This window comes from Sphingomonas sp. BLHR8, from assembly GCF_056821725.1.
Genome location: NZ_JBPDIM010000001.1, coordinates 1067786 through 1088707 on the forward strand (window position 1 = coordinate 1067786; position 20922 = coordinate 1088707).

At 68.5% G+C, this 20922-nt stretch carries 20 protein-coding genes, 1 tRNA gene and 1 pseudogene; 7 read left to right on the plus strand and 15 right to left on the minus strand.

Features of this window, described 5'->3' with window-relative positions; genetic code table 11:
* Entirely contained in the window at positions 1–315 is a 315-nt protein-coding gene (locus ACRYJK_RS05285) for an I78 family peptidase inhibitor (protein WP_482666501.1), read from the plus strand.
* Here the strand turns inward: ACRYJK_RS05285 and ACRYJK_RS05290 are convergent.
* Genes ACRYJK_RS05290 through ACRYJK_RS05305 form a run of 4 tightly spaced genes read right to left on the minus strand, consistent with a single transcriptional unit; the run spans position 312 to position 5832 of the window.
* The gene (locus ACRYJK_RS05290; RefSeq protein WP_482666502.1) at positions 312–1790 is read right to left on the minus strand and encodes a Ppx/GppA phosphatase family protein; all 1479 of its coding nucleotides are present in this window, start codon (positions 1788–1790) and stop codon (positions 312–314) included. The two genes, ACRYJK_RS05285 and ACRYJK_RS05290, sit on opposite strands and share 4 nt — an antisense overlap.
* Positions 1783–3888: an RNA degradosome polyphosphate kinase gene (locus tag ACRYJK_RS05295; RefSeq protein WP_482666503.1), complete on the minus strand. Its 2106-nt coding sequence runs from the start codon at positions 3886–3888 to the stop codon at positions 1783–1785. Before ACRYJK_RS05295 ends, ACRYJK_RS05290 begins: the two co-directional genes overlap by 8 nt.
* The gene (locus ACRYJK_RS05300; protein WP_482666504.1) at positions 3888–4550 is read right to left on the minus strand and encodes a P-loop NTPase family protein; all 663 of its coding nucleotides are present in this window, start codon (positions 4548–4550) and stop codon (positions 3888–3890) included. The genes ACRYJK_RS05295 and ACRYJK_RS05300 overlap by 1 nt, the downstream gene beginning before the upstream one ends.
* A gap of 7 nt (positions 4551–4557) precedes the next feature.
* Positions 4558–5832: a heavy-metal-associated domain-containing protein gene (locus ACRYJK_RS05305; protein ID WP_482666505.1), complete on the minus strand. Its 1275-nt coding sequence runs from the start codon at positions 5830–5832 to the stop codon at positions 4558–4560.
* Positions 5833–5895: 63 nt separating this feature from the next.
* On the opposite strand from ACRYJK_RS05305, the gene purM reads away from it, so the two are divergent.
* The 3 genes and pseudogenes from purM to ACRYJK_RS05320 all read left to right on the plus strand — a co-directional run bounded on the left by purM (position 5896) and on the right by ACRYJK_RS05320 (position 8662).
* The gene (purM, locus tag ACRYJK_RS05310; RefSeq protein ID WP_482666506.1) at positions 5896–7011 is read left to right on the plus strand and encodes a phosphoribosylformylglycinamidine cyclo-ligase; all 1116 of its coding nucleotides are present in this window, start codon (positions 5896–5898) and stop codon (positions 7009–7011) included.
* A pseudogene (gene purN / locus ACRYJK_RS05315) lies at positions 7004–7579 on the plus strand (phosphoribosylglycinamide formyltransferase); the annotation flags it as partial. The gene purM and the pseudogene purN, both read left to right, overlap by 8 nt.
* A 114-nt stretch (positions 7580–7693) precedes the next feature.
* The gene (locus ACRYJK_RS05320) at positions 7694–8662 is read left to right on the plus strand and encodes an NAD(P)H-dependent flavin oxidoreductase (protein WP_482666507.1); all 969 of its coding nucleotides are present in this window, start codon (positions 7694–7696) and stop codon (positions 8660–8662) included.
* 58 nt (positions 8663–8720) lie between these two features.
* On the opposite strand, the gene ACRYJK_RS05325 is transcribed toward ACRYJK_RS05320, so the two are convergent.
* The 10 genes from ACRYJK_RS05325 to ACRYJK_RS05370 all read right to left on the minus strand — a co-directional run bounded on the left by ACRYJK_RS05325 (position 8721) and on the right by ACRYJK_RS05370 (position 16834).
* A complete protein-coding gene (locus ACRYJK_RS05325) occupies positions 8721–10670 on the minus strand; it encodes a potassium transporter Kup (protein WP_482666508.1) in 1950 nt (649 codons plus the stop codon).
* Between the two features lie 8 nt (positions 10671–10678).
* On the minus strand, positions 10679–11314 hold the full coding sequence (locus ACRYJK_RS05330; RefSeq protein ID WP_482666509.1) for a tetratricopeptide repeat protein: 636 nt from the start codon (positions 11312–11314) through the stop codon (positions 10679–10681).
* On the minus strand, positions 11311–11742 hold the full coding sequence (locus ACRYJK_RS05335) for a cytochrome c-type biogenesis protein (RefSeq protein WP_482666510.1): 432 nt from the start codon (positions 11740–11742) through the stop codon (positions 11311–11313). The genes ACRYJK_RS05330 and ACRYJK_RS05335 overlap by 4 nt, the downstream gene beginning before the upstream one ends.
* Positions 11739–12269 carry a redoxin family protein gene (locus ACRYJK_RS05340; protein ID WP_482666511.1) on the minus strand — a complete coding sequence of 177 codons (531 nt, stop codon included), beginning with the start codon at positions 12267–12269 and terminating at the stop codon, positions 11739–11741. The genes ACRYJK_RS05335 and ACRYJK_RS05340 overlap by 4 nt, the downstream gene beginning before the upstream one ends.
* Entirely contained in the window at positions 12266–14200 is a 1935-nt protein-coding gene (locus ACRYJK_RS05345) for a heme lyase CcmF/NrfE family subunit (protein WP_482666512.1), read from the minus strand. The genes ACRYJK_RS05340 and ACRYJK_RS05345 overlap by 4 nt, the downstream gene beginning before the upstream one ends.
* Entirely contained in the window at positions 14197–14649 is a 453-nt protein-coding gene (gene ccmE, locus ACRYJK_RS05350; protein WP_482667403.1) for a cytochrome c maturation protein CcmE, read from the minus strand. Before ccmE ends, ACRYJK_RS05345 begins: the two co-directional genes overlap by 4 nt.
* Before the next feature lie 5 nt (positions 14650–14654).
* Positions 14655–14792 (minus strand): heme exporter protein CcmD, encoded by a 138-nt coding sequence (ccmD, locus tag ACRYJK_RS05355; protein ID WP_482666513.1) that lies wholly within the window; start codon positions 14790–14792, stop codon positions 14655–14657.
* A gap of 5 nt (positions 14793–14797) precedes the next feature.
* On the minus strand, positions 14798–15514 hold the full coding sequence (gene ccmC / locus ACRYJK_RS05360; RefSeq protein WP_482666514.1) for a heme ABC transporter permease CcmC: 717 nt from the start codon (positions 15512–15514) through the stop codon (positions 14798–14800).
* Between the two features lie 87 nt (positions 15515–15601).
* On the minus strand, positions 15602–16651 hold the full coding sequence (locus tag ACRYJK_RS05365; protein WP_482666515.1) for a Leu/Phe/Val dehydrogenase: 1050 nt from the start codon (positions 16649–16651) through the stop codon (positions 15602–15604).
* A gap of 106 nt (positions 16652–16757) precedes the next feature.
* Positions 16758–16834 (minus strand) — tRNA-His (locus ACRYJK_RS05370).
* 106 nt (positions 16835–16940) lie between these two features.
* On the opposite strand from ACRYJK_RS05370, the gene ACRYJK_RS05375 reads away from it, so the two are divergent.
* Complete coding sequence (locus ACRYJK_RS05375) at positions 16941–17609, plus strand: prolyl hydroxylase family protein (RefSeq protein ID WP_482666516.1); 669 nt, start codon at positions 16941–16943, stop codon at positions 17607–17609.
* 4 nt (positions 17610–17613) lie between these two features.
* Here ACRYJK_RS05375 and ACRYJK_RS05380 read toward each other — a convergent pair whose 3' ends face one another.
* Positions 17614–18342 (minus strand): SIMPL domain-containing protein, encoded by a 729-nt coding sequence (locus ACRYJK_RS05380; RefSeq protein ID WP_482666517.1) that lies wholly within the window; start codon positions 18340–18342, stop codon positions 17614–17616.
* A 125-nt stretch (positions 18343–18467) separates the two neighbouring features.
* Between ACRYJK_RS05380 and ACRYJK_RS05385 the strand changes: the two genes are divergently transcribed.
* Together ACRYJK_RS05385 and ACRYJK_RS05390 are read left to right on the plus strand one after the other, a co-directional pair.
* On the plus strand, positions 18468–20258 hold the full coding sequence (locus ACRYJK_RS05385) for an ABC-F family ATP-binding cassette domain-containing protein (RefSeq protein WP_482666518.1): 1791 nt from the start codon (positions 18468–18470) through the stop codon (positions 20256–20258).
* Between the two features lie 77 nt (positions 20259–20335).
* The gene (locus ACRYJK_RS05390) at positions 20336–20905 is read left to right on the plus strand and encodes a helix-turn-helix domain-containing protein (protein WP_482666519.1); all 570 of its coding nucleotides are present in this window, start codon (positions 20336–20338) and stop codon (positions 20903–20905) included.
* Positions 20906–20922 lie beyond the last annotated feature (17 nt).

Genomic DNA, 20922 nt, shown 5'->3' on the forward strand with positions numbered 1-20922 from the left:
ATGCGCGTAATGGCCGCAGCCGCGCTGGTGGCGCTACTGGGCGCGTGCGCCCCGGTCGAGCGCGAGACGACCACCGGCCAACGCGAACCCATCTCGCTGCGCGATGAAGGCGATGAATGCGGCGCGTCGCTGGTCGCGACCTACGTCGGGCTCAACGCGACCGATCAGGTCAAGCGCGATGTCGCCGCGCGGTCGCAGGCGAAATCGCTGCGCTGGATCGGCCCCAATGATGCGGTGACGATGGACTATCGCCCCGACCGGCTCAACGCGAACCTCGACGCAAACGGGCGCATCGTTCGGCTGAGCTGCGGTTAGGCGACGACGCGGTAACCACGCCCGAGCGCATTGGCGAGCTGACGCAGGCGTTTCTCCACCTGTTCGCCGGCGAGCGCGCGCGCCTGCGACGAGAGCTTGAGTTCCACCGTGCCATCGGCGCCCAGGCGCAAATCCGTCGTCGAAAAGACATGCGGCGCGCCGCCCGACAGGCGCTCGGCGAGCCGGACGGCCAGGCCCCAGTGACTTGCGCGGACGAGGCGCGCGTCGTGGCGAGCATCCGCCTCCGTCACCGCCCGGCCGCTGCCCCCGGCCGCTGCGTGAAGCGCCTGCGCGAGCACCAGTCGGTCGGAGAGGTCGATCCCCAGCCACGGGCCGTGGAGGGCGATCTCGACCGCGCGTTCGGGGCGGAAATCCGGGTTCGCGCTGAATGCGACCTCCGCCATCATTCCCGCAGCGAGACGCAGCCGCCGGGCCTCGGCATCATCGTCGCCGAACAGTGGCGCGATCCAATCGTCGACGGCGCGACCGTGCGGCGCAAAGCGGGCGAAGCGCCGCCCCTCATGCTCCGCCGCGACCAGCAGCGGATCCTGCGCGCGAACGGGCGCGCTCATCGCGTCGTACAGCAGCCCTTCGCGCAGGCCGGCGGTCGAGACGATGAGGTCGCTTGGTTCCAGCGTCCGGGTCAGCGCGACCAGCAGCGCCGCCGCGTCCGCCATCGAATCGGTGCGGCTCGTCGACAGGCCCTTCATCGCCTCCAGCGTCGCGAGGTCGGTCGCGGCGAGGCGGCGCGCGATGCGCGGCACGCTGTCGAGCGGAAAATGGTGACCCGACACGACCGGCAGCGGACAGCGGCGCATCATCATGTCGTAGCGCGCCAGCGCCCGCCACGAGCCGCCGACGAGATATAGCGGGAGGTTGCGGTCCTCCGCCGGCCAACCCGCGCCTTTCAGCAGCTTGGCAATGGTGCGTGAAAAGGATTTGCCCGAATCGCGGCGCAGCGCCGGGAGCCGCAGGACGCCGAGCGGAAAGCTCGAATGGTGCCGCGTCTCTCCGCCGCCGATGCGGACGAGCTCAAGGCTTCCGCCGCCGAGATCGGCGACGATCCCGTCGGCGCGCGGAATGGCGCAGATCACGCCGAGGCCAGCGGCCCGCGCCTCCTCCCGGCCAGAGAATAGCTCGACGTCGAGGCCGATGTCGCGTGCGGCGGCGAGGAACGCATCGCCGTTTTTCGCATCGCGCACGGCGGCGGTGGCGACCGTCCGCACGCTCGACAGCTCCATCGCGTCGGTCAGCGCACGGAAGCGTGCGAGACCATCCAGCGCGCGCCGAAATCGCTTGGGCGGGATCGACCCGGTGGTCGCGAGTTCGGCGCCCAGACCGACCGCGAGCTTTTCGTTGAAGACCGCGAACGGCGCGCGCTCCGCTCCGGCGAAGACGACCAGCCGCACCGAGTTGGAGCCGATGTCGATGATCGCGCGCCGCGCCTCCGCCACGTCGCTGCCCTGCTCAACCAAGCGCGTCCCCCACGTCCAGCACCGGCACGTCGCTGCCGCCGCCAAGCTCGCCCCGGCCCGACAGCGACGGGTTGGTCATGAAGTATCGGTGCAGATTGAAGGGGCGCTCGCCGGGGTCGACGCGGACGTAACGTCCGTCGCTTTCGAGCCGCCAGCTTTGTTCGGTGTCGAGCAGATTGGCGGTGAGCACCTGGTCCAGCACCTGATCGTGGACCGTCCGATTCTCGATCTCCGCCAGATATTCGACGCGGCGGTCGAAATTGCGACCCATCCAGTCGGCGGACGACAGGAACACGCGGGCGTTCGGATTGGGCAGCGCGTCGCCGTTGCCGAAAGCGACGACGCGACTGTGTTCGAGGAAGCGGCCGACCACCGACTTGACGCGGATATTCTCCGACATGCCCGGAACGCCCGGCCGCAGGCAGCAGATGCCGCGCACGACCAGTTCGATTTCCACCCCGGCGCGGCTTGCTTCGTAGAGTTTTTCGATGATCGGGCCGTCGACGAGGCTGTTCATCTTCGCCCAGATGCCCGACCCTCGACCGGCGCGCGCGTGCTCGATCTCGACGTCAATCAGCGCCATCAGCTGATCGCGCAGGCCGAGCGGGGAAATGGTGATCCGTTCGAGATCGCGCGGCTCGATATAGCCCGTGATGTAATTGAACAGCTGCGCCGCGTCGCGACCATAGGCGGGGTCGGCGGTGAAAAAGCTGAGGTCGGTGTAAATGCGCGCGGTGACCGGGTGGTAGTTGCCGGTGCCGAAGTGGCAGTAGGTGCGATACCCGCCGCCCTCGCGCCGCACGACCATCGACACCTTCGCGTGCGTCTTCCAGTCGATGAAGCCGTACACGACCTGCACGCCCGCGCGTTCGAGCTGCGCCGCCCAGTGGAGGTTCTGCTCTTCATCGAAGCGGGCCTTGAGCTCGACCACCGCGGTGACCGATTTGCCCGCCTCGGCCGCCTCGATCAGCGCCCGGATGACCGGTGATTGGTCGCCGGCGCGGTAGAGCGTCTGCTTGATCGCCAGCACATCGGGATCCGCCGCCGCCTGCCGCAGGAACGACAGCACGACGTCGAAACTCTCATACGGGTGATGGACGATGATGTCCTTGGCGCGGATCGCCGCGAAACAGTCGCCGCCATGATCGCGAATGCGTTCGGGAAATCGTGCGGAATAGGGCGCGAATTTGAGCTCCGGGCGATCTTCGCTGACGACCTCCGCCAGCGCGCCGATGCCGATCACGCCCGACAGGGTGATGATCTCGGGCGCCTCCGCCTCCGCCTCGTCGAGGAGGTCGGCGCGCAGGCCGTCGCTCATGCCGGCGTCGATCTCGAACAGGACGACACGCCCGCGGCGGCGGCGGCGCAGGACGGTTCGGAAATGCTGGACGAGGTCTTCCGCCTCCTCCTCGATTTCGATGTCGCTGTCGCGGATCAGCCGGAAGCGCCCGTGCGCGGTCACGGCGAACCCCGGAAACAGCCGGTCGGCGAAGAGCGCGATCAGCGTTTCCATGGCGATGTAGCGCACCGGGTCGCCGTCCAGCCGGACGAAGCGCGGCACGGCGGGCGGGATCATCACCAGTTCGCGCACGTCCTCCCCGTCGCGCTCGAGCGCAAAGATCGCCGCCAGCCCCTTGTTGGGGATGAACGGGAACGGGTGCGCCGGATCGAGCGCCTGCGGCGTCAACAGCGGAAAGATCTGTTCGACGAAGAGCGGCTCAAGCTCGGCCCGCAGCGGTTCCGCGTCGGCGAGCTGCGTGACGACCTCGATCCCCGCGTCGGCGAGTTCCCCGCGCAGCGACGCCCACACGTCCTGCTGTTCGGCGACCAGCGCCTGAGCGGCGCCGGTGATGAGCTTGAGCTGGCGGCCGGGCGTGAGGCCATCGAGCGACCGGCTTTCGACACCCTGCAGCTTCTGCGCCTTGATCCCGGCGACGCGGACCATGAAAAATTCGTCGAGGTTGTTGCCCGAGATCGACAGGAAACGCAGCCGTTCGAGCAGCGGATGCGCGGGGTTCTGCGCCTCCTCCATCACCCGCCGGTTGAACGCTAGCCACGACAGTTCGCGGTTGAAGAACATGGACGACGGTCCCGCCATCACGCTGCAACCGCGCCGATATCGATAAGCCCGGCCGACGCGAGCATCGCCCGAACCGCGGGGAGCCCGGAGCCGCCGCCGGCGGCCAGATGCGCGCTCAATGCATCGCAGACCGCGGCGACCGCGACGTGACTGCGCTCGACCCGCGCCGCGATGTAGCTGGCGGCGGGTTCGCCCAGATGGCTTCCGACCCGCGACGCCGCGTCGACCACCCTCGCCCGCACTTCGCAGGGGTCGAGCCGGCCGACCTCGACCCGGGTCGCGCTGCCGAGGCGGGTGCGCAAATCGGGAAGCGCGCGGCTGTCGATCGAAAAGTCGGCGCGCGCAATCATCAGCAGCGGCGCCGCCTCCTCCCGCGCGCGGTTCCAGGCGTGGAAAAGATCGTCGTCAGAGCGTTGCTCGATGTCGTCGACCACCGCGTAACCGCGCGCGCGCAGCGCTTCTCCGATCAGGGTACGCCCCGACCTGGGTGGGCCGACGAGCAGCGTTGCAACGTCGGGAGTGCGGTCGAGATCGAACAAGGCGCGCGACAACTGCGCCAGCGACGCGCCCACGACCAGTTGCCGCTCCGCCCGCCGCCAGCCGAGCGGGAGGCCGAGCTGGGTCGGGCGCGCCGTGTCGCAGGCCGCGCGATCGCCGAACAGCGGCAGTTCGTCGTTCATGCGGGGATCAACGCGCGATGCGGAAATTTCCGCCTTCGGATGCGACGCGCCAGCCGGCGGACGACAGCGCACTGCGAAGCGCGTCCGAATCGCCCCGGAAGCGGACGCGCACCACGGACACGCCGCCGATCGCCGCGCTGCTGGTCGCCGCGCTCTCCACGCCGGCAATCCCGCGCAAGGCCGCCTCCGCCGCATTAACCGAGGCGTCGGTGGGGGTTTCGACCTGGATCGAGAAGCTGTTGGTCTCGACCGCCGGCGGCGTTTCGACGGGCGCGCTGCCGCTGGCAGCGTCGGGCTCCGTGCCCGGCGTTGCGGAAGTGGGGCTTTGCCCGCCTTCGGTGGGGCGCGCGGGGACGGGCCGGGGCAGCGTCGCGGGGACCGGCACGGGATCGGGGATCACCAGAGACGGATCGGTTCGCAGCCGCCCGTCGGCCAGCGCGGCGAGATAGATGGCATCGACGCGGCGCACGCCTTCATCCATCAACCGCGGCAGCCCCGCGGGCGAGTTGGTGGTCAGCGCCGCCGTGCCGAGAAGTTCGTTATCCGGCCCGTAACGTGCGGCAAACCGAGCGGTGATAGGGCCGCCGGGATAGCTGCGCTCGATCCGCACGGTCGGAATCAGGACGTCGCTCGCGCCATATTGGTCGAGGATGTCGCGCCACCAGCGACGCTGACGCCGCTGCGCCTGACCAGGATTGAGCAGCAGCAGGTCCGAGCCGTTGCCGGCGGTGCGGACATAATCGACGCTGCTGTCCGACGTCCGGAACTCGGCCCACGCGCGCTGCCATTCGCTGCGCGACGCAAAGGTCTGCGGCACGCCCGCTTCGATCACCACCGGCATCACGAGGTACGGAGGCGAGCGGAAGATGCGACCGGAGGTGCCGAGGATTTCCCCGGCGCGGGCGCGGTCGAACTGCACGCCGAGTGTTGCGACGTAACGCCCCGGACCGATTTGTTCGCGTTCGACGACGATCGCCGAAACGATGCCGTCCAGCACCGAATCCGCCAGTTGCGGAGCGGTGGCGCCGCCGTTGGTCTGTTTGAACAGCGCCTCCCAGCCTTTGCGCTGCGCCTCGCGCCAGCCGTTGAGGCGGGCCTCCTCCGCCGTCTCCCCCTTTTCATCGACCTGGATGCCTGCGACGGCGAGGTCGTTGGAACTGCCGATCGGCTGAATCCCGCGATTGCCGGGCTCGATCTGCGCCTGAGCCGCACCGACCGCAATCAACGCGGCGCATGCGGCAACCATCGCCGCGCGGCGCACAGAGGGACGAGAGCTCAACATCGCGCGCGTCTTTTGGCGATTGCGGCGTGGAAATCCAAGGGCCTTGTCGCTAGCAGCGCAGGCATGAGCGACCTCGACGGCCACCGGCCCGGAAACGAACCCTATACCTACGCCGATGCGGGCGTTTCGATCGCGGCGGGCAACGCGCTGGTCCGGGCAATCGCGCCGCTCGCCCGATCGACACGACGGGCGGGCGCGGACGCCGACCTGGGCGGATTCGGCGGGGTGTTCGATCTCAAAGCCGCCGGCTTTCGCGACCCGCTGCTCGTCGCGGCCAACGATGGCGTCGGCACGAAACTGAAGCTCGCGATCGAGCATGACGCGCATGACCATGTCGGCATCGACCTCGTCGCGATGTGCGCCAACGACCTGGTCGTGCAGGGGGCCGAGCCGCTGTTTTTCCTCGATTACTACGCGACCGGCAAGCTCGACCCGGCGGTGGCGGAGCGGGTCATCGCGGGGATAGCGGAGGGGTGCCGGATCGCCGGCTGCGCGCTCATCGGCGGCGAAACCGCCGAAATGCCGGGGATGTATGCTGGCGAGGATTATGACCTCGCGGGCTTTTGCGTCGGCGCGGTCGAGCGCGAAGACCTGCTCACGGGCAGGAACATCGCGCCGGGCGACGTGCTGATCGGGCTGGCGTCGAGCGGGGTTCACTCCAACGGGTTCAGCCTCGTGCGGCGCCTCGCGGCGGACAAGGGCTGGCGCCTCGACCGCCCCGCCCCGTTCGACATCGACGTGCGGCTCATCGACGCGCTGATGACGCCGACGCGCATCTATGTCGCTTCGCTGCTGCCCCTGATTCGCGCCGGGCAGATCAAGGGGCTGGCGCACATCACCGGCGGCGGGCTTCTCGAGAATATCCCGCGCGTGCTGCCGCATGATGCTCATGCGATGGTCGACGCCGACGCTTGGCCGCTGCCGCGACTGATGGCATGGCTGCAGGCGCAGGGGGCGATCGAGCCGGAGGAGTTCGCACGCACCTTCAACGCCGGGATCGGCATGGTCGCCATCGTCGCAGCGGAGGATTGCGAGGGGGTCATCGCTGCCCTGACCACTGCCGGCGAGCGCGCGCAGCGCATCGGTGAAATCGTCGCGGGCGTGCGCGGCTGTACCGTCACGGGCTCGGCCGAAACCTGGTCGGCGCGCGGCTCCTGGCGCGCGGAACATCATGGCTGAGGCGCGCAGCCCGCGCCGCGTTCGCGTCGGCGTGCTGATTTCCGGCACGGGCACCAACATGGCCGCCCTGCTCTACGCGAGCCGTCTGCCCGACTGCCCGTTCGAGATTGCTGTCGTCCTCGCCAATGACGAGACGGCCGGCGGATTGGCGCTCGCGCGTGCCGAGGGGGTGCCAACCGCCGCGAAGTCGCACCGCGGGCTTGCTCGCGAGGAGCATGAAGCATGGCTCGACGCCGAGCTTCGCGCCGCGGGCTGCGGTGTCGTGGCGCTCGCCGGCTATATGCGCGTGCTCACCCCCGGCTTTGTCAGCGCGTGGAGCGGCCGGATGGTCAACATCCACCCTTCGCTGCTGCCGCGCCACCCCGGGCTCGACACGCACGCGCGGGCGATTGCGGCGGGCGATGCGCAAGCCGGATGCACCGTGCATCTCGTCACCGCGGAACTCGACGCCGGCCCCACCCTCGGGCAGCTGGCCGTCGCCATCCAGCCGGACGACACGCCCGAGACGCTCGCGCGCCGCGTGCTGATCGCGGAGCATCAGCTCTACCCGCGCGCGCTCGGGGCGCTGTGCGATAAGCTAAGATCAACGCTCGGATAAGCGCAACGCCCTCCGCGACCCGGGCTTGCTCGACTTCACGTTGACGTTAAGGTCAGCTTCGACCCCTGCGACCGGAGTGATGTGATGCCCCTGCCCGCCCTGTTCGATCGCCTCCGCCTGCCGGTGATCGGCTCGCCGCTGTTCATCGTGTCGGGGCCGGACCTTGTCATCGCGCAGTGCAAGGCGGGGATCGTCGGCAGCTTCCCTGCGCTGAACGCGCGACCGCAAAGCCAGCTCGACGAATGGCTGCATCGCATTACCGAGGAGCTCGCCGCGTACGACCGCGAAAATCCGGACCGCCCCGCCGCGCCGTTCGCGGTCAATCAGATCGTGCACCGCTCGAACGACCGGCTCGAAGCCGACCTGATGACCTGCGCCAAGTGGAAGGTGCCGCTGACGATCACGTCGCTCGGCGCGCGTGAGGATCTTAACCAGGCAGTGCACGCTTGGGGCGGCATCACCATGCACGATGTCATCAACGACCGCTTCGCGCGCAAGGCGATCGAGAAGGGGGCGGACGGCCTGATCCCCGTCGCGGCGGGCGCGGGCGGGCACGCGGGCACGCTGTCGCCATTTGCGCTAATGCAGGAGATTCGCGCCTGGTTCGACGGGCCGATCGCGCTGTCGGGAGCGATCGCGCACGGTCGGTCGATCCTGGCGGCGCAGGCCTTGGGTGCGGATTTCGCCTATATCGGCAGCGCCTTCATCGCCACCCGCGAAGCGAACGCGGTCGACGGTTACAAGGACGAGGTCGTCACCGCGAGGGCCAGCGACATCGTCTATTCCGACCTCTTCACCGGGGTGCACGGCAATTATCTGCGCGGCTCAATCGAGCGCGCGGGGCTCGATCCCGATCATCTGCCGTCGGGCGACCTCAAGACGATGAACTTTGGTTCGGGCGGCAATACCGACAAAAAGGCGTGGAAGGACATCTGGGGCTCCGGCCAGGGCGTCGGCGCGGTGCGGGAGGTGGTGCCGGTCGCGGCGCTCGTGGACCGGCTCGAGCGCGAATATCGCGACGGCTACGCCAGCCTGCAGGCGCGCGTGCGCTAGGTGAGCAATTTAAACCACACCCGCCGCCCCGGCGTTGCGCTCTGCCGCGAACGCGCCGCTAAATCTCGACCTGGCTGCCAAGCTCCACCACGCGGTTGGTCGGGAGCCTGAAGAACTCCATCGCGCTTTCCGCGTTGCGCAGCATCCAGGCGAACAGCTTTTCGCGCCAGATCGCCATGCCGGGCTTGCACGACGCGAGCAGCGTCTGGCGTGAGAGGAAAAAGCTCGTTTCGATCATGCGGAACTTGGGGCCGCATGCCGACATGTCACTGAGCGCCGCGGGCACATCGGGTGTCTGCATGAAGCCGTAACGCAGGACGACGCGGCGGAAACCGTGGCCCAGGTCCTCGATCGAAGCGCGCTTTTCCTCATCCACGAACGGCACGTCGCGAATTTCGACGGTCAGCAGGACAACGCGTTCGTGGAGCACCTTGTTGTGCTTGAGGTTGTGGAGCAGCGCTGCTGGCACTCCCGATGCGGCGCTGGTCATGAATACAGCGGTGCCCGGCACGCGCGTGGCGCTGCCCGCCGCGCTTTCGACAAACAGCGGCATCGGCATCGACCCTTCGGCGAGCCGATCCTGCATCAGCTTGCGCCCCTTTGCCCAGGTGGTGAGCAGCGTGAAGATGGCGAGGCCGACGATCAGCGGCACCCAGCCACCCTGCGGCACCTTCATCAGGTTGGAGCTGAAATAGGCGAGGTCGACCGTGAAAAAGATCGCGATCAGCAGCCCCGCGACGATGCGGTTCCACTTCCACAGGCTGAACAGCACCACCGCCAGCAGGCAGGTGTCGATGAACATCGCGCCCGTGACCGCGATGCCATAGGCCGCACCGAGGTTGGACGAGGTGCGGAACGCCAGCACCAGCAGCAGCACCGCGATCATCAGCGCCCAGTTGAGGCTGGGGATGTAGATCTGCCCCGCAGCGTGCTCCGAGGTGTGGGTGATCCTGAGGCGCGGGATGAAGCCCAACTGAATCGCCTGCTGGGTCAGTGAGAAGGCCCCCGAAATCACCGCCTGGCTCGCGATCAGCGAGGCGAGGATGGCGAGGATGACGAGGCCGATGCGGAACTGTTCGGGCGCGAGCAGGAAGAACGGGTTCTTCACCATATCCGCCGCATGCGCCGCATCGCCCGACAGGATCATCGCCCCTTGGCCGAGATAATTGAGCATCAGCGCGACGAGGATCAGATACCACGCCCAGCTGATCGGCTTGCGCCCGAAGTGCCCCATGTCGGCATAGAGTGCTTCGGCGCCGGTGATCGCCAGCACCACCGCGCCGAGCGCGACGAAACCGCCGAACCCCGTCTCGGCGAGGAACAGGATCGCATGATGCGGCGACAGCGCGCCGAGCATGGCGGGGTTCTGCAAAAGCTGTATCGACCCCAGCACCGCGATGGTGGTGAAATAGGTGACCATGATCGGCCCGAACAACGCGCCGACTTTCGCGGTGCCGCGGGACTGGATGAGGAACAGGCCGACCAGCAATCCCACTGCGATCGGAAGCACGAAGGGCTCGAACGCGGGGCTAACTTCCTTGAGGCCCTCTGACGCCGACAACACCGACATCGCCGGCGTGATCATCGAATCGCCATAGAAGAGCGCGGTCGCGAAAACGCCCAGCACCACGATGGGCGCCGTCCAGCGCCGGCTGCCTCCGGTCGAGCGGTTGATCAGCGCGAGCAGCGCGAGGCTGCCGCCCTCCCCCTTGTTGTCGGCGCGCATGATGATGCTGACATATTTGAACGTCACCACGATCATCATCGACCAGAAGATGAGGCTGAGGACGCCGAAGACATGCCCGGCCGTCGGCGCCATCGGGTGATGGCCGACGAATGTTTCGCGAAAGGCGTAGATCGGGCTGGTGCCGATGTCGCCGAACACCACGCCCGTCGCCCCCAGCATCAGCTTGGGCAGGCTGCCCCCCACATGATGCCCACGCTCGTCGGGCAATCCGGACGGGTCGGTCGCGACCGGCGTGTCGGGCGCGTCGTCGGCATGGATCATCGGAAGCGTCACTCCGAGTCGGGAGGCGGTGGTGTAGGCTCGCGCGGGAGAGTTGCAAGCACGCGTTCCGCCCGCGGTCGCCACCATGCATCACGCGGCGCGGCGGCGAGCAGCGGTTCGACGAGCGCACGCGCCTCCGCAGGCTCCGTTTCCGCGAGCGCAAGTGCGCGAAACAGCACCGGCGCCGGACTGTCTGGCGCAAGCATCTGCGCGCGATCGAACGCCACGCGGGCCGCGGGGGACAGCTTGCCATCGCTGACTGCCGCAAGGGCGTTGGCGTAGCCCAGCCAGAGGTCGGGGTCGTTTGGGCGACGATCGATCGCTCGTTCGAGCATTCGCGCCGCGTCGGCGGAGCGATCCGTGCGGATCAGCCCGTCGGCAAAATTGAGCAGCCCCGTCGACGGGTTCCCGCGCTGCGTGAAACGCGCCCGCGTGTCGTCGATCGGCGCGCCGAATTGCGCCGGGGTCGCGACCCGCGCCGACGTGCCTTCGATCCCCGGCCAGCCCATCAGGAAATAGGCGGCGAGCCCGAGTGCCACGGTCGCGAACAGCGGCGCGCGCGCCCGCGGCTGCCGCGGGTGTGCCCACCACAAGGCCCCGATCACGGTCGCTCCGATCAGAAGGATGAGGATCGTCGTCTTCACGCCTCAGCCCCCCTCCCCCGGCGCCGAAAGCGTCGTGCGGCAATCCACAGCCCCGCGCCGAGCGCCACTATGGGCGCCGCATACAGCAGAAATGTAGCTGGCGTCAGCGGCGGGTCGTAGGTCACCCACAGGCCGTAGCGTCCGATCAGCCAGGCGCGCACCGCGTCAGGGCTTTCGCCCGCGGCGATGCGACTGCGCACCTCGTGCCGCATGTCCCCCGCCAGCGGCGCATCGCTGTCGATTAACGATTGCCCCTGACAGACGAGACAGCGCAGCGTGGCCATCAGATCATGCGCCACGCGCTCCTTCGCCGGATCGGCAATCTGCGCATAAGCGTAGGGCGCGGGCGGTACGTCCTGCTGCGCTTGCGCTGCGACCGGAATCGTCAGCGTCACGGCCAGCGCGAGGAGGAACGACCGCGCAGTCATCGCGCTGCGCCTTGCAGAGCCGCCAACAGGCGCGGCCGCTCGGCGGGCGTCAGCGGCCCCTGATGCTGCATCACGATCCGCCCGGCGCCATCGAGCACGAAGGTTTCCGGCACCCCGGCCGCGCCAAGCTGCATCATCGCGCTACTGCGCACGTCGTTGCCGATCGCGATATAGGGATTGCCCGTTTCGGCGAGGAAGCGATCGAGCGCCGGCGCGCTGTCGCGGATGGCGATGCCGACGATCGGCACCCCCGCCTCGCGGAGTCGTTCGAGTTCGGGCGCTTCGGCGCGGCACGGCACGCACCAGCTGGCGAACAGATTGACGAGCTTGGGGCGGCCGTCGCTCAGCAGGGCCGGGGTGACGCCCGGTCGATCGGCTCGTGCCGCCGGCAGGTCGATGGGCGCAACCATCGCCCCGACCTGCGCGGACCGCACGGACACCTCGCCGGGATGCGCGAGGCGCCAGGCGAACATGATCGCGAGCAGGCTCAATATCGCCAGCGGCAGCCAGATGATGGGACGCTTCATGCGTAGCGGCTCACGAACGCCGATTGGTGGCGGCGCGCACGCCAAGCCCGCATCGGCTGCAAGCGGCCGATCAGCGCGAGCACGCCGCCGAGGGCGATCATCACGCCGCCGACCCAGATCGCCCACACGAACGGTTTCCACCAAAGCCGCAGTGGCCACCGTCCGTCCACCATCCCCGCGCCCAGCACCGCGTAGAGCTGACCATCCGCTCGCGTCGCCAGAGCTGCGACCGATGTCTCCATCTGCGGCCGGGCGAAGCTGCGCGCCTGTGGGCGCAGCACGACGGTATCGTTGCCGCGCGACAGGCGTACCACGGCTTCGAGGGCGGTGAAGTTCTCGCCGACGCGCGGCCGTACCTCATCGAGCCGCGCCTCCCACCCCGCCACCCGCGTCACCTCGCCCGCGCGCAGGCTCGCCAGACGTTCGGAGGTGAACGCGCTCTCGCTCGCCATACCCGCGAGCGCGACCGCGACCCCCAGATGGGCGATCACCATCCCACAAAGGGTGAGCGGCGCGCGCGACAGCTTGCGCCCCATCAGCGGCACCAGCGACAGCAGCGCAAGTGCGGGGGCGAGCGCAAGACCAGCGAGCGGCAGCACCCGGATGCCGGGGGCGAGCAAATAGGCCGCTGCGCCGCTCGCCAGCGTCACCCCTGCCATGACGGGCAACCACCGCCGCGCGCGTTGCGGGCTGTCTTCTCGCCAACGCAGCAGCGGCCCGATCATCAGAACCGCCACCATGATCAGCGCCGGCACCCCCGCCGCCGCATTGAAATAAGGGGGACCAACCGAGATGCGCGTGCCGAGCGCCTCGGCGACGATCGGGTAGAGCGTGCCGACCAGCACGATGAACAGGATCGCGGTCAGCAGCAGATTGTTGACGACGATGCCCCCTTCGCGGCTGAACAGGGCGAAGCTCTTTCCCTCCCGCACCGCGCCGGCGCGCCAGCCGAACAAGACGAGCGCCGCGCCGATGTAGATCACCAGCAGCGCGAGGATGAACGTCCCGCGCTGCGGATCGACCGCGAAGCTGTGCACGCTGGTCAGCAGCCCCGAACGGACGATGAAGGTGCCGATCATCGACATCGAAAAGGCGATCACCGCGAGCATCAGCGTCCATGCGCGCAACGCGTCGCGGGTCGCGGTGACGCTCACCGAATGGAGGAGCGCGGTCGCAGCGAGCCAGGGCATCAGCGATGCGTTCTCGACCGGGTCCCAGAACCACCAGCCCCCCCAGCCGAGCGTGTAATAAGCCCAGTAGCTTCCGGCGACGATGCCGAGGGTCAGGAACACCCAGCTTCCCAGCACCCACGGTCGCATGGCGCGCGCAAAGGCGGGGCCGATGACCCCGGTCACCAGCGCGCCGACGGCGAAGCTGAACGCGACCGACAGCCCCACATAGCCGAGGTAAAGCGTCGGCGGATGGAAGGCGAGACCTGGGTCCTGCAGCAGCGGGTTGAGGCCCATGCCCTCTGCCGGCGCAGGATAGAGCCGCGAAAAGGGGTTCGATACGAGCAGCAGAAACGCGAAAAAGCCGAGGCTGAGCGCCGCCTGCGCGCTCAGCGTCGCGGTCAGCGTCGGCCGGTCGAGACGCCGTTCGAACAGCGCGACCCCCATGCCCGACAGCGACAGGATCGACAGCCACAGCAGCATCGACCCTTCGTGATTACCCCACGCGCCGGTCAGCTTATAGAGCAGTGGCTTGTCGACCGCGCTGTTGCGCGCGACGAGATCGACCGACAGGTCGGTGACGCCGAACAGCCAGATCAGCAGCGCGAATGCGAGAAGGGTCAGCGCCCCCTGAGCGACCGCCAGCGGCCGCGCGCCCATCACGGCTTCACCGGTGCGCAATTCCCGGACGCCGACGACGAGCTGCAACAGCGCGAGCGCTGCCGCCATCCACAGCAGCGCATGACCGATTTCGGCGATCATGGCCGGGGTGCGTCGCTCGCGCGGCGTGCCGCTTGTTGTTCGATCGCCCGCGTCATCTGCGGCGGGACGTAGTTTTCGTCATGCTTGGCGAGGATATGGGTCGCGACGAACACGCCGTCGGGTGCGAAATGGCCGTCGGCGACTGCCCCCGCCCCCTCCGCGAACAAGTCGGGCACGATCCCGCGATAGCGCACGGGCAACGCGGTGGTGCCGTCGGTCAGACGAAAGCTGAGGTCGAGGCCGTCGCCGGCGCGCACCAGGCTGCCGCGTTCGACCATGCCCCCCAGCCGCACGCCGCGGCCCGGTGCCACCGACTGCGCCTTCGCCTCCGTGGGCGTCAGGTAGAAGGACGCCTGCGACTGCAGCGCGTAAGTCGCGATCAGCCCGGCGATAATCACCGCCGCGACCGCGCTGATGCTGAGGATCAGCCGCTGTCGTTTGGGCGCCATCGCCATCAGTCGCGCCCTTTGATGCGCTCGGCCTGCGCTTCGGCGCGGCGCATGCGCAGCCAGCTCCAGCCGATCGTCCCGAAGGTCACGACCGCGCTCAACGCATAGGCCGCGATGACATATTCCCAGTTTGGCGGCATCATGAGGCTCAGTCCGCGGCCAGGCGGCGGAGGCGCGCGTCGATGCGGATTTCGGCGATGACCGCACGCATCCCCATCAGCACCAGCGCACCGAACAGCAGGCTGAACCCGACCACCGTCAGGCCCAGCGGCCACAGAAGTTCGGGCGCGATCGCGCTCTTGCCGACGCTGATGCTCGCCGGCTGATGGAGCGAGCGCCAGATCACGACCGACCGGTTGATGATCGGCAGGTTGATCGCGCCCAGCAGCGCGTAGATCGCCGCCGCCCGGCTGACCGCGCCCTTGCTGCCGTCGAGGCTCGTGAACGCGATATAGCCGATGTAGAGGAATAGCAGGATGAGCATCGACGTCATCCGCCCGTCCCATGCCCACCAGGTGCCCCACGACGGCTTGCCCCAGATCGAACCGGTGGCGAGACACAGCGCGGTGAACAGCGCGCCCGGAATGGCAATCGCCCGCGCGGCGATGCCCGCCAGCGGATGGCGCCAGATCATCTGCACCAGCCCCGCGATCGCCAGCCCTGCCCAGCCGCCCATGCCGAGCCAGGCGGCGGGGACGTGGACGTAGAGGATGCGCGCCGCATTGCCCTGTTTGGCCTCGGGCGGGACGAGTGCCAGGCCCCCGTAACTCCCCGCGAGCACCAGCAACACGCCAAGGCCGAGCAGCCACGGGGTCAACGGCTGCGCAATGCGCAGGAACCGTGCCGGATTCGCGAATTTGTGCACGTGCGCGCCGTTACTCCGCCGGGCGGGCGTTGTGAAGGGTGGGGTTGTGATGGGCCTGTGCTCCCCCTCCCCACAGGGGGGCGTCGGTTACCGCCCAATCCGCGCCCGTGCCATCGCGTCGGCGACGTCGCTGGCGGGGCGGCGTTCTGCTTCGCTGGTGGCCCAGATCTCGTCGAGCCGCGCGGGAATCTTCGCAATGCGGGTCATCACCTCGTCGCGGCCGCCCTGTCCCAGATATTCGAGACCGACGTTGATGATCCCGCCCGCGTTGATGACATAGTCCGGCGCATAAACGATGCCGCGGTCGAATACGCGCTGCCCGTCGGCGGCGGTGGCGAGTTGATTGTTCGCACCGCCGGCGACGACGCCGGTCTGGAGCGCGGCAATGCTCGCTTCATCGAGGATCGCGCCCAATGCGTTCGGGCTCAGCACATCGCAGGGCAGCGACAGGATCGCCTGCGGATCGGCGACCTCTGCCCCAAGTTCCTGCGCGAGGCGTTCCGCGCGCGCCTGGTCGACGTCGGCGAGCGTCAGTTTCGCGCCGTCCGCCGCAAGCTTGCGTGCAACGCCGCCGCCGACACTGCCGACGCCCTGCACGGCGACATGGACACCCGCCGCGCTGTCCTTGCCGAGGCCGCGCTTGATCGCCGCCAGCACGCCCAGATAGACGCCGTGCGCGGTGAACGGGCCCGGATCGCCGCCCGCGCTCCCCTCCGCGGCGGGAAGGCCGGAAACGTGGCGCGTCGCACGGCCGATCGCGATCATGTTGTCGACCGACATGCCGACGTCCTCGGCCGTCACATAGCGCCCGCCGAGCGAGTCGACGGCGCCTCCGAACGCGGCGAGATATGCGTCGCTCTTGTCCGCGCCGGGCGCAGGGGCGAGCAATACCGCCTTGCCGCCGCCCAAGGGCAGGTCGGCCATCGCATTTTTGTAACTCATCCCGCGCGACAGCCGAAGCGCGTCGGTGATCGCGGCTTCCGGGTCGGCGTAGTGCCAGTAGCGCGCGCCGCCCGCCGCCGGCCCACGGTGCGTCGAGTGCACTGCGACCACCGCAGTCAGCCCCGACGGCGCATCGCGAAAGATATGCACCCCTTCATGATCGTCGAAATCGGGCAGGGTCCAGGGGGCAGTCACGACAGGCGCACTCCGAAGCTTGGGAGGGGGAAATGGCGCATTCGCCTACTCAGGCGTGCGGGCGTCGTCCACTCAGTTTCATCTGCAACGAATTGAGGATCGCGCGTGGGGCGACCGACGGGGTTCGAACCCGCGACCCCCGGTACCACAAACCGGTGCTCTAACCAGCTGAGCTACGGTCGCCACGCGCGAAAGCCCGGCCATGAGGCGGGGCCGGGGCGCGATAGCGGCGCCCTCCCCCAAGAGCAAGGGCGCTTCGCATTGAAGCTGGCGCGCGCTAACAGCGGGCATGCTTTACGACCTCGGCAGCAGCGGCGCGGCGACGACGTGGGACCGCCTCAAAGCCGCGAACGGTGTGCGCTGTGTCCCGGACAGCCGGTTGCAGCAGGCGTTCGTGCCCAAATTCTGCGACGACCAGAGCTGCGCCGCGTTGATCGACCGCATCGACGCCGCAGTGCGACCGTCCACCATCACCGACGACATCGGCGACCCCGAATTTCGCACGAGCCAGACGGGCGACCTCAACCATGGCGACCCTGTTGTCGCCGCCCTCGACGCACGGTTGGCGGAGCTGACGGGGATCGACCCGGCCTGCGGCGAGCCGTTGCAGGGGCAGCGATATGATGCGGGGCAGCAGTTCAAGGGCCACACCGACTATTTCGAGCCCATGGGCATCGATTATGAACCGCATACGCGGGTGTCGGGGCAGCGAACGTGGACGGCGATGCTCTACCTCAACAGCGTCGAAGCCGGAGGGGCGACGCGGTTCGCTTCGATCGAACGCACCTACCAGCCGGAGCGCGGCAAGCTCCTCCTCTGGTGCAATTTAACGCCCGAAGGCCAGCCCAACCCCTGGACGCTTCACCACGCGATGAAGGTCCGCAAAGGGCGCAAATATGTGATCACCAAATGGTACCGGGAGCGCCCCTGGCCGTGGCCGAACGGCGCCCCCGGTTAAGCCATCAGCGCTCGAGGCGGTACTGGAAGGTGAGCAAAAGGTTGCTCTGGACCTGCCCCGGGCTGACCGGCGTCGCCTCTACGCGTGAGGCGGTGACCGCAATCGCATCCGCTGCGTAAGGCATCGGCCGCGCATAGCCGCCGCCTTCGGTCACGCTCACCAGCCTCGCCCCGCGGGCGCCGGCAAGCCGCGCATATTCGGCCGCGCGCGCTTCCGCCTTGCGCATCGCGCTCGCCCGCAAGCTCGCGAGCCCCTCCTCCGGCTGGTCGAGATAAAAGTCGGGGCCATCGAGATTATTGCCCCCGGCTTCCACCAGCGCATCGAGCAGGCGACCCAGATTGGTGATATCCGCCGTTCTCACGCGAACCTGGTTGGTGACCTGGTAGCCAGTGAAACGCGGTGGTTCGCCGCGTTGCGTGGGCGTGTGATCATATTGCGCCGACAGGTTGATTCCGCTGGTCTGGATGTCGCGCTCGGGCACGCCGCGGGCACGGAGTGTGCGCACGACCTGCGCCATGCGCTCGGCATTCTGGCGCATCGCTTCGACCGCGGTCGGCGCTTGCGTCGTGACTCCCGCCCCGACCGACGCGCGATCCGGCGCGCGCCGCATCGTTTCGGTGATCGAGAAGGTCAGCAGCGGATCGCGGCTTTCGGACATGCGCACTTCCCCACTCGTCTGCGCGGCGGCGGGGGCAACCCCCATCACCAGCGCACTCGCCAACAATGCTTTCATCGCAACGCTTCGCATCACCATCTCCTTCAGCCGCCGGCATAAAGCAGCGCCATGACAAAGGCATGAACGCACGAGCGCACGCCGCGTGCCTTGGCGACACGCCGCCGCTCGCCTAAGCGGCGCGGATGGCAGCCCCGCTTCTCTCCTGGGAAGGGCTCGGCCTGGTGCAAGGCGCCGGCTGGCTCTTCCGCGACCTTGATCTTCACATCGGCGCGCGCGATCGATTGGCCCTGATCGGCCGCAACGGTGCGGGCAAATCCACCCTGCTCCGGTTGCTGGCGAGCCGCATCGAGCCCGACGAAGGCAAACGCACCATCGTCCCCGGCACCAGGGTCGTCATGCTCGAGCAGGAGCCGAGCTATGCTGGTTGTCGCACCCTCCACGACTTCGCGACCGGGGGGGCGGATGCGCCCGCCGCGCACGAGGTCGCGGCGATCGCCGATCAGATCGGGATCGACCTCACCCGCGATGCGGCGACCGCCAGCGGCGGGGAACGACGGCGCGCAGCGCTCGCGCGTGCGCTGGCGAGTTCGCCCGACATCCTGCTGTTGGATGAGCCGACCAACCATCTCGACCTTGCCGCGATCGACTGGCTCGAAGGGTGGCTGGGTCGGTTTACCGGCGCCTTTGTCGTCATCAGCCATGACCGCACCTTCCTCACGCGCCTGACGCGGGAGACATTGTGGCTCGACCGGGGACGTATGCGGCGGAAAGCCGTCGGGTTCGGCGGCTTCGAGGCGTGGATGGAGGAGGCCTATGCCGAAGAGGCGCGGGCCGCCGAGAAACTCGACGCCAAGCTCAAGATCGAAGCCCATTGGCTCGCGCGCGGGGTGACCGCGCGGCGGAAACGCAATCAGGGCCGGCTCGAAGCGCTGCACCGCATGCGGGAGCAGCGCGCCGCGATGCTGGCGCCGGCAGGGACCGCGCGGCTGGGCCTCGCCAAGGACGAGGTCAAAACCAAATCGGTTATCTCCGCCGACCGCGTCAGCAAGCGCTACGGCGATCGGGTGATCATCCGCGATTTCACGTTCCGCGTGCAGCGGGGCGATCGCATCGGCCTCGTCGGAGCCAATGGCGCCGGCAAGACAACGCTGCTCAAACTTCTGACCGGCGAGATCGCGCCGGACGAGGGCAGTATCACGCGCGCGAAGACGCTCGACGGGATCGTCATCGATCAGCAGCGCAGCCTGTTGTCTCCGGAAAAGCGCGTGCGCGACGTCCTGGCCGACGGCGGCGACTGGATCGAGGTGCGCGGCGTCAAGAAACATCTGCGCGGCTATCTCAAGGATTTCCTTTTCGACCCGTCGCTGGTCGACGCTCGGATCGGCACGCTTTCCGGGGGCGAACAGTCGCGGCTGCTCCTCGCGCGCGAATTTGCGCGGGAGTCCAACCTGCTCGTGCTCGACGAGCCGACCAACGATCTCGACCTCGAAACGCTCGACCTGCTGCAGGAAGTCATCGCCGATTATGAAGGCACCGTCCTGCTCGTCAGCCACGACCGCGATTTCCTCGATCGGACGGTGACCGTGACGCTCGGGCTCGACGGGTCCGGGCATGTCGACATCATCGCCGGCGGCTATGCCGACTGGGAGGCGAAGCGGTCCGCCCCGCGCACCGCGCAGCGGAACCCGGCGCCGAAAACCGCCGGCGCGACCCCCGCCCCGACCGCCCGCCGTGCCAAGTTGAGCTACAAGGACCAGCGCGACCTCGATCTGCTCCCGGCCCGTGTCGATGAATTGGGAGAGGCGATCGCCACCACGGAAGCCAAGCTCTCCGACCCCGACCTTTACGGCCGCGACCGCGCCGCGTTCGACCGCCTCAATACGGAGCTCCAGCAACTGCGCGACGAGCGTGACGCGGCGGAGGAACGCTGGCTCGCTCTCGCCGAGATGGCGGACGCGCTCGCCGCGACGTAAGGCCCCGCGCCGAACCATTGACGCATCTCAGAGCCGTTGGCACCATCCGGATTGGTTCGAAGCAAGGGGGCGTTGCGGTGCAGAATGAACTGAGGCGGCTCAGGCTCGATCGCGGTATGACGCTTGCGGAAGTCGCCGCGCGCGCCCGACCGCGCACCACGGCACAGACGGTGGGGCGGCTGGAGACGGGAAATCGAACGCTCAGCGTGCCGTGGCTGATGCGGCTTGCGCCCGCGTTGGGCGTCGACCCTGCCGCCTTGGTTGGAGGCGCGCCGCTGAATACCGAGCTCCCGGTCGTTGCGGTGCTGAACGAGGATCGGGTCCAGCCCGTCGCGCGCGCCCGATCGACGCGCGCGCCGATGCCTTCGGGCGACATGGTCGCGCTCGACATCGCGCAATCGGTCGGAGATTATCGTGCCGGGGATCGTGTCTGGTGCCGCCGCGTCGAACCGGATCGGTTCGCAAGCGCGCTTAACCGGGACGTGCTGGTGGCGAGGGGCGGCGGCCGTTTCTCATTCGGTCGGCTGATCGCGATCGACGACGGCCGCCTGCAACTCGTTCCCCTCCGCGCCGGCGCCCGGCAGGCCGTCGTCAATCGACCCGAATGGATCGCCCCGGTGGTCACGCTGATCCGCGAATACGCGTGAGCGGCGGTGGCCCGGCC

Coding starts and splice junctions, on each gene's coding strand:
- ACRYJK_RS05335 (WP_482666510.1), bottom strand. CDS start 11,742: ATGACTGCGCGGTCGTTCCTCCTCGCGCTGGCCGTGACGCTGACGATT.
- purM (WP_482666506.1), top strand. CDS start 5,896: ATGAGCGACCTCGACGGCCACCGGCCCGGAAACGAACCCTATACCTAC.
- ACRYJK_RS05340 (WP_482666511.1), bottom strand. CDS start 12,269: ATGAAGCGTCCCATCATCTGGCTGCCGCTGGCGATATTGAGCCTGCTC.
- ACRYJK_RS05345 (WP_482666512.1), bottom strand. CDS start 14,200: ATGATCGCCGAAATCGGTCATGCGCTGCTGTGGATGGCGGCAGCGCTC.
- ACRYJK_RS05325 (WP_482666508.1), bottom strand. CDS start 10,670: ATGATCCATGCCGACGACGCGCCCGACACGCCGGTCGCGACCGACCCG.
- ACRYJK_RS05300 (WP_482666504.1), bottom strand. CDS start 4,550: ATGAACGACGAACTGCCGCTGTTCGGCGATCGCGCGGCCTGCGACACG.
- ccmE (WP_482667403.1), bottom strand. CDS start 14,649: ATGGCGCCCAAACGACAGCGGCTGATCCTCAGCATCAGCGCGGTCGCG.
- ACRYJK_RS05380 (WP_482666517.1), bottom strand. CDS start 18,342: ATGAAAGCATTGTTGGCGAGTGCGCTGGTGATGGGGGTTGCCCCCGCC.
- ACRYJK_RS05305 (WP_482666505.1), bottom strand. CDS start 5,832: ATGTTGAGCTCTCGTCCCTCTGTGCGCCGCGCGGCGATGGTTGCCGCA.
- ccmD (WP_482666513.1), bottom strand. CDS start 14,792: ATGATGCCGCCAAACTGGGAATATGTCATCGCGGCCTATGCGTTGAGC.
- ACRYJK_RS05295 (WP_482666503.1), bottom strand. CDS start 3,888: ATGGCGGGACCGTCGTCCATGTTCTTCAACCGCGAACTGTCGTGGCTA.
- ACRYJK_RS05385 (WP_482666518.1), top strand. CDS start 18,468: ATGGCAGCCCCGCTTCTCTCCTGGGAAGGGCTCGGCCTGGTGCAAGGC.
- ACRYJK_RS05375 (WP_482666516.1), top strand. CDS start 16,941: ATGCTTTACGACCTCGGCAGCAGCGGCGCGGCGACGACGTGGGACCGC.
- ACRYJK_RS05285 (WP_482666501.1), top strand. CDS start 1: ATGCGCGTAATGGCCGCAGCCGCGCTGGTGGCGCTACTGGGCGCGTGC.
- ACRYJK_RS05320 (WP_482666507.1), top strand. CDS start 7,694: ATGCCCCTGCCCGCCCTGTTCGATCGCCTCCGCCTGCCGGTGATCGGC.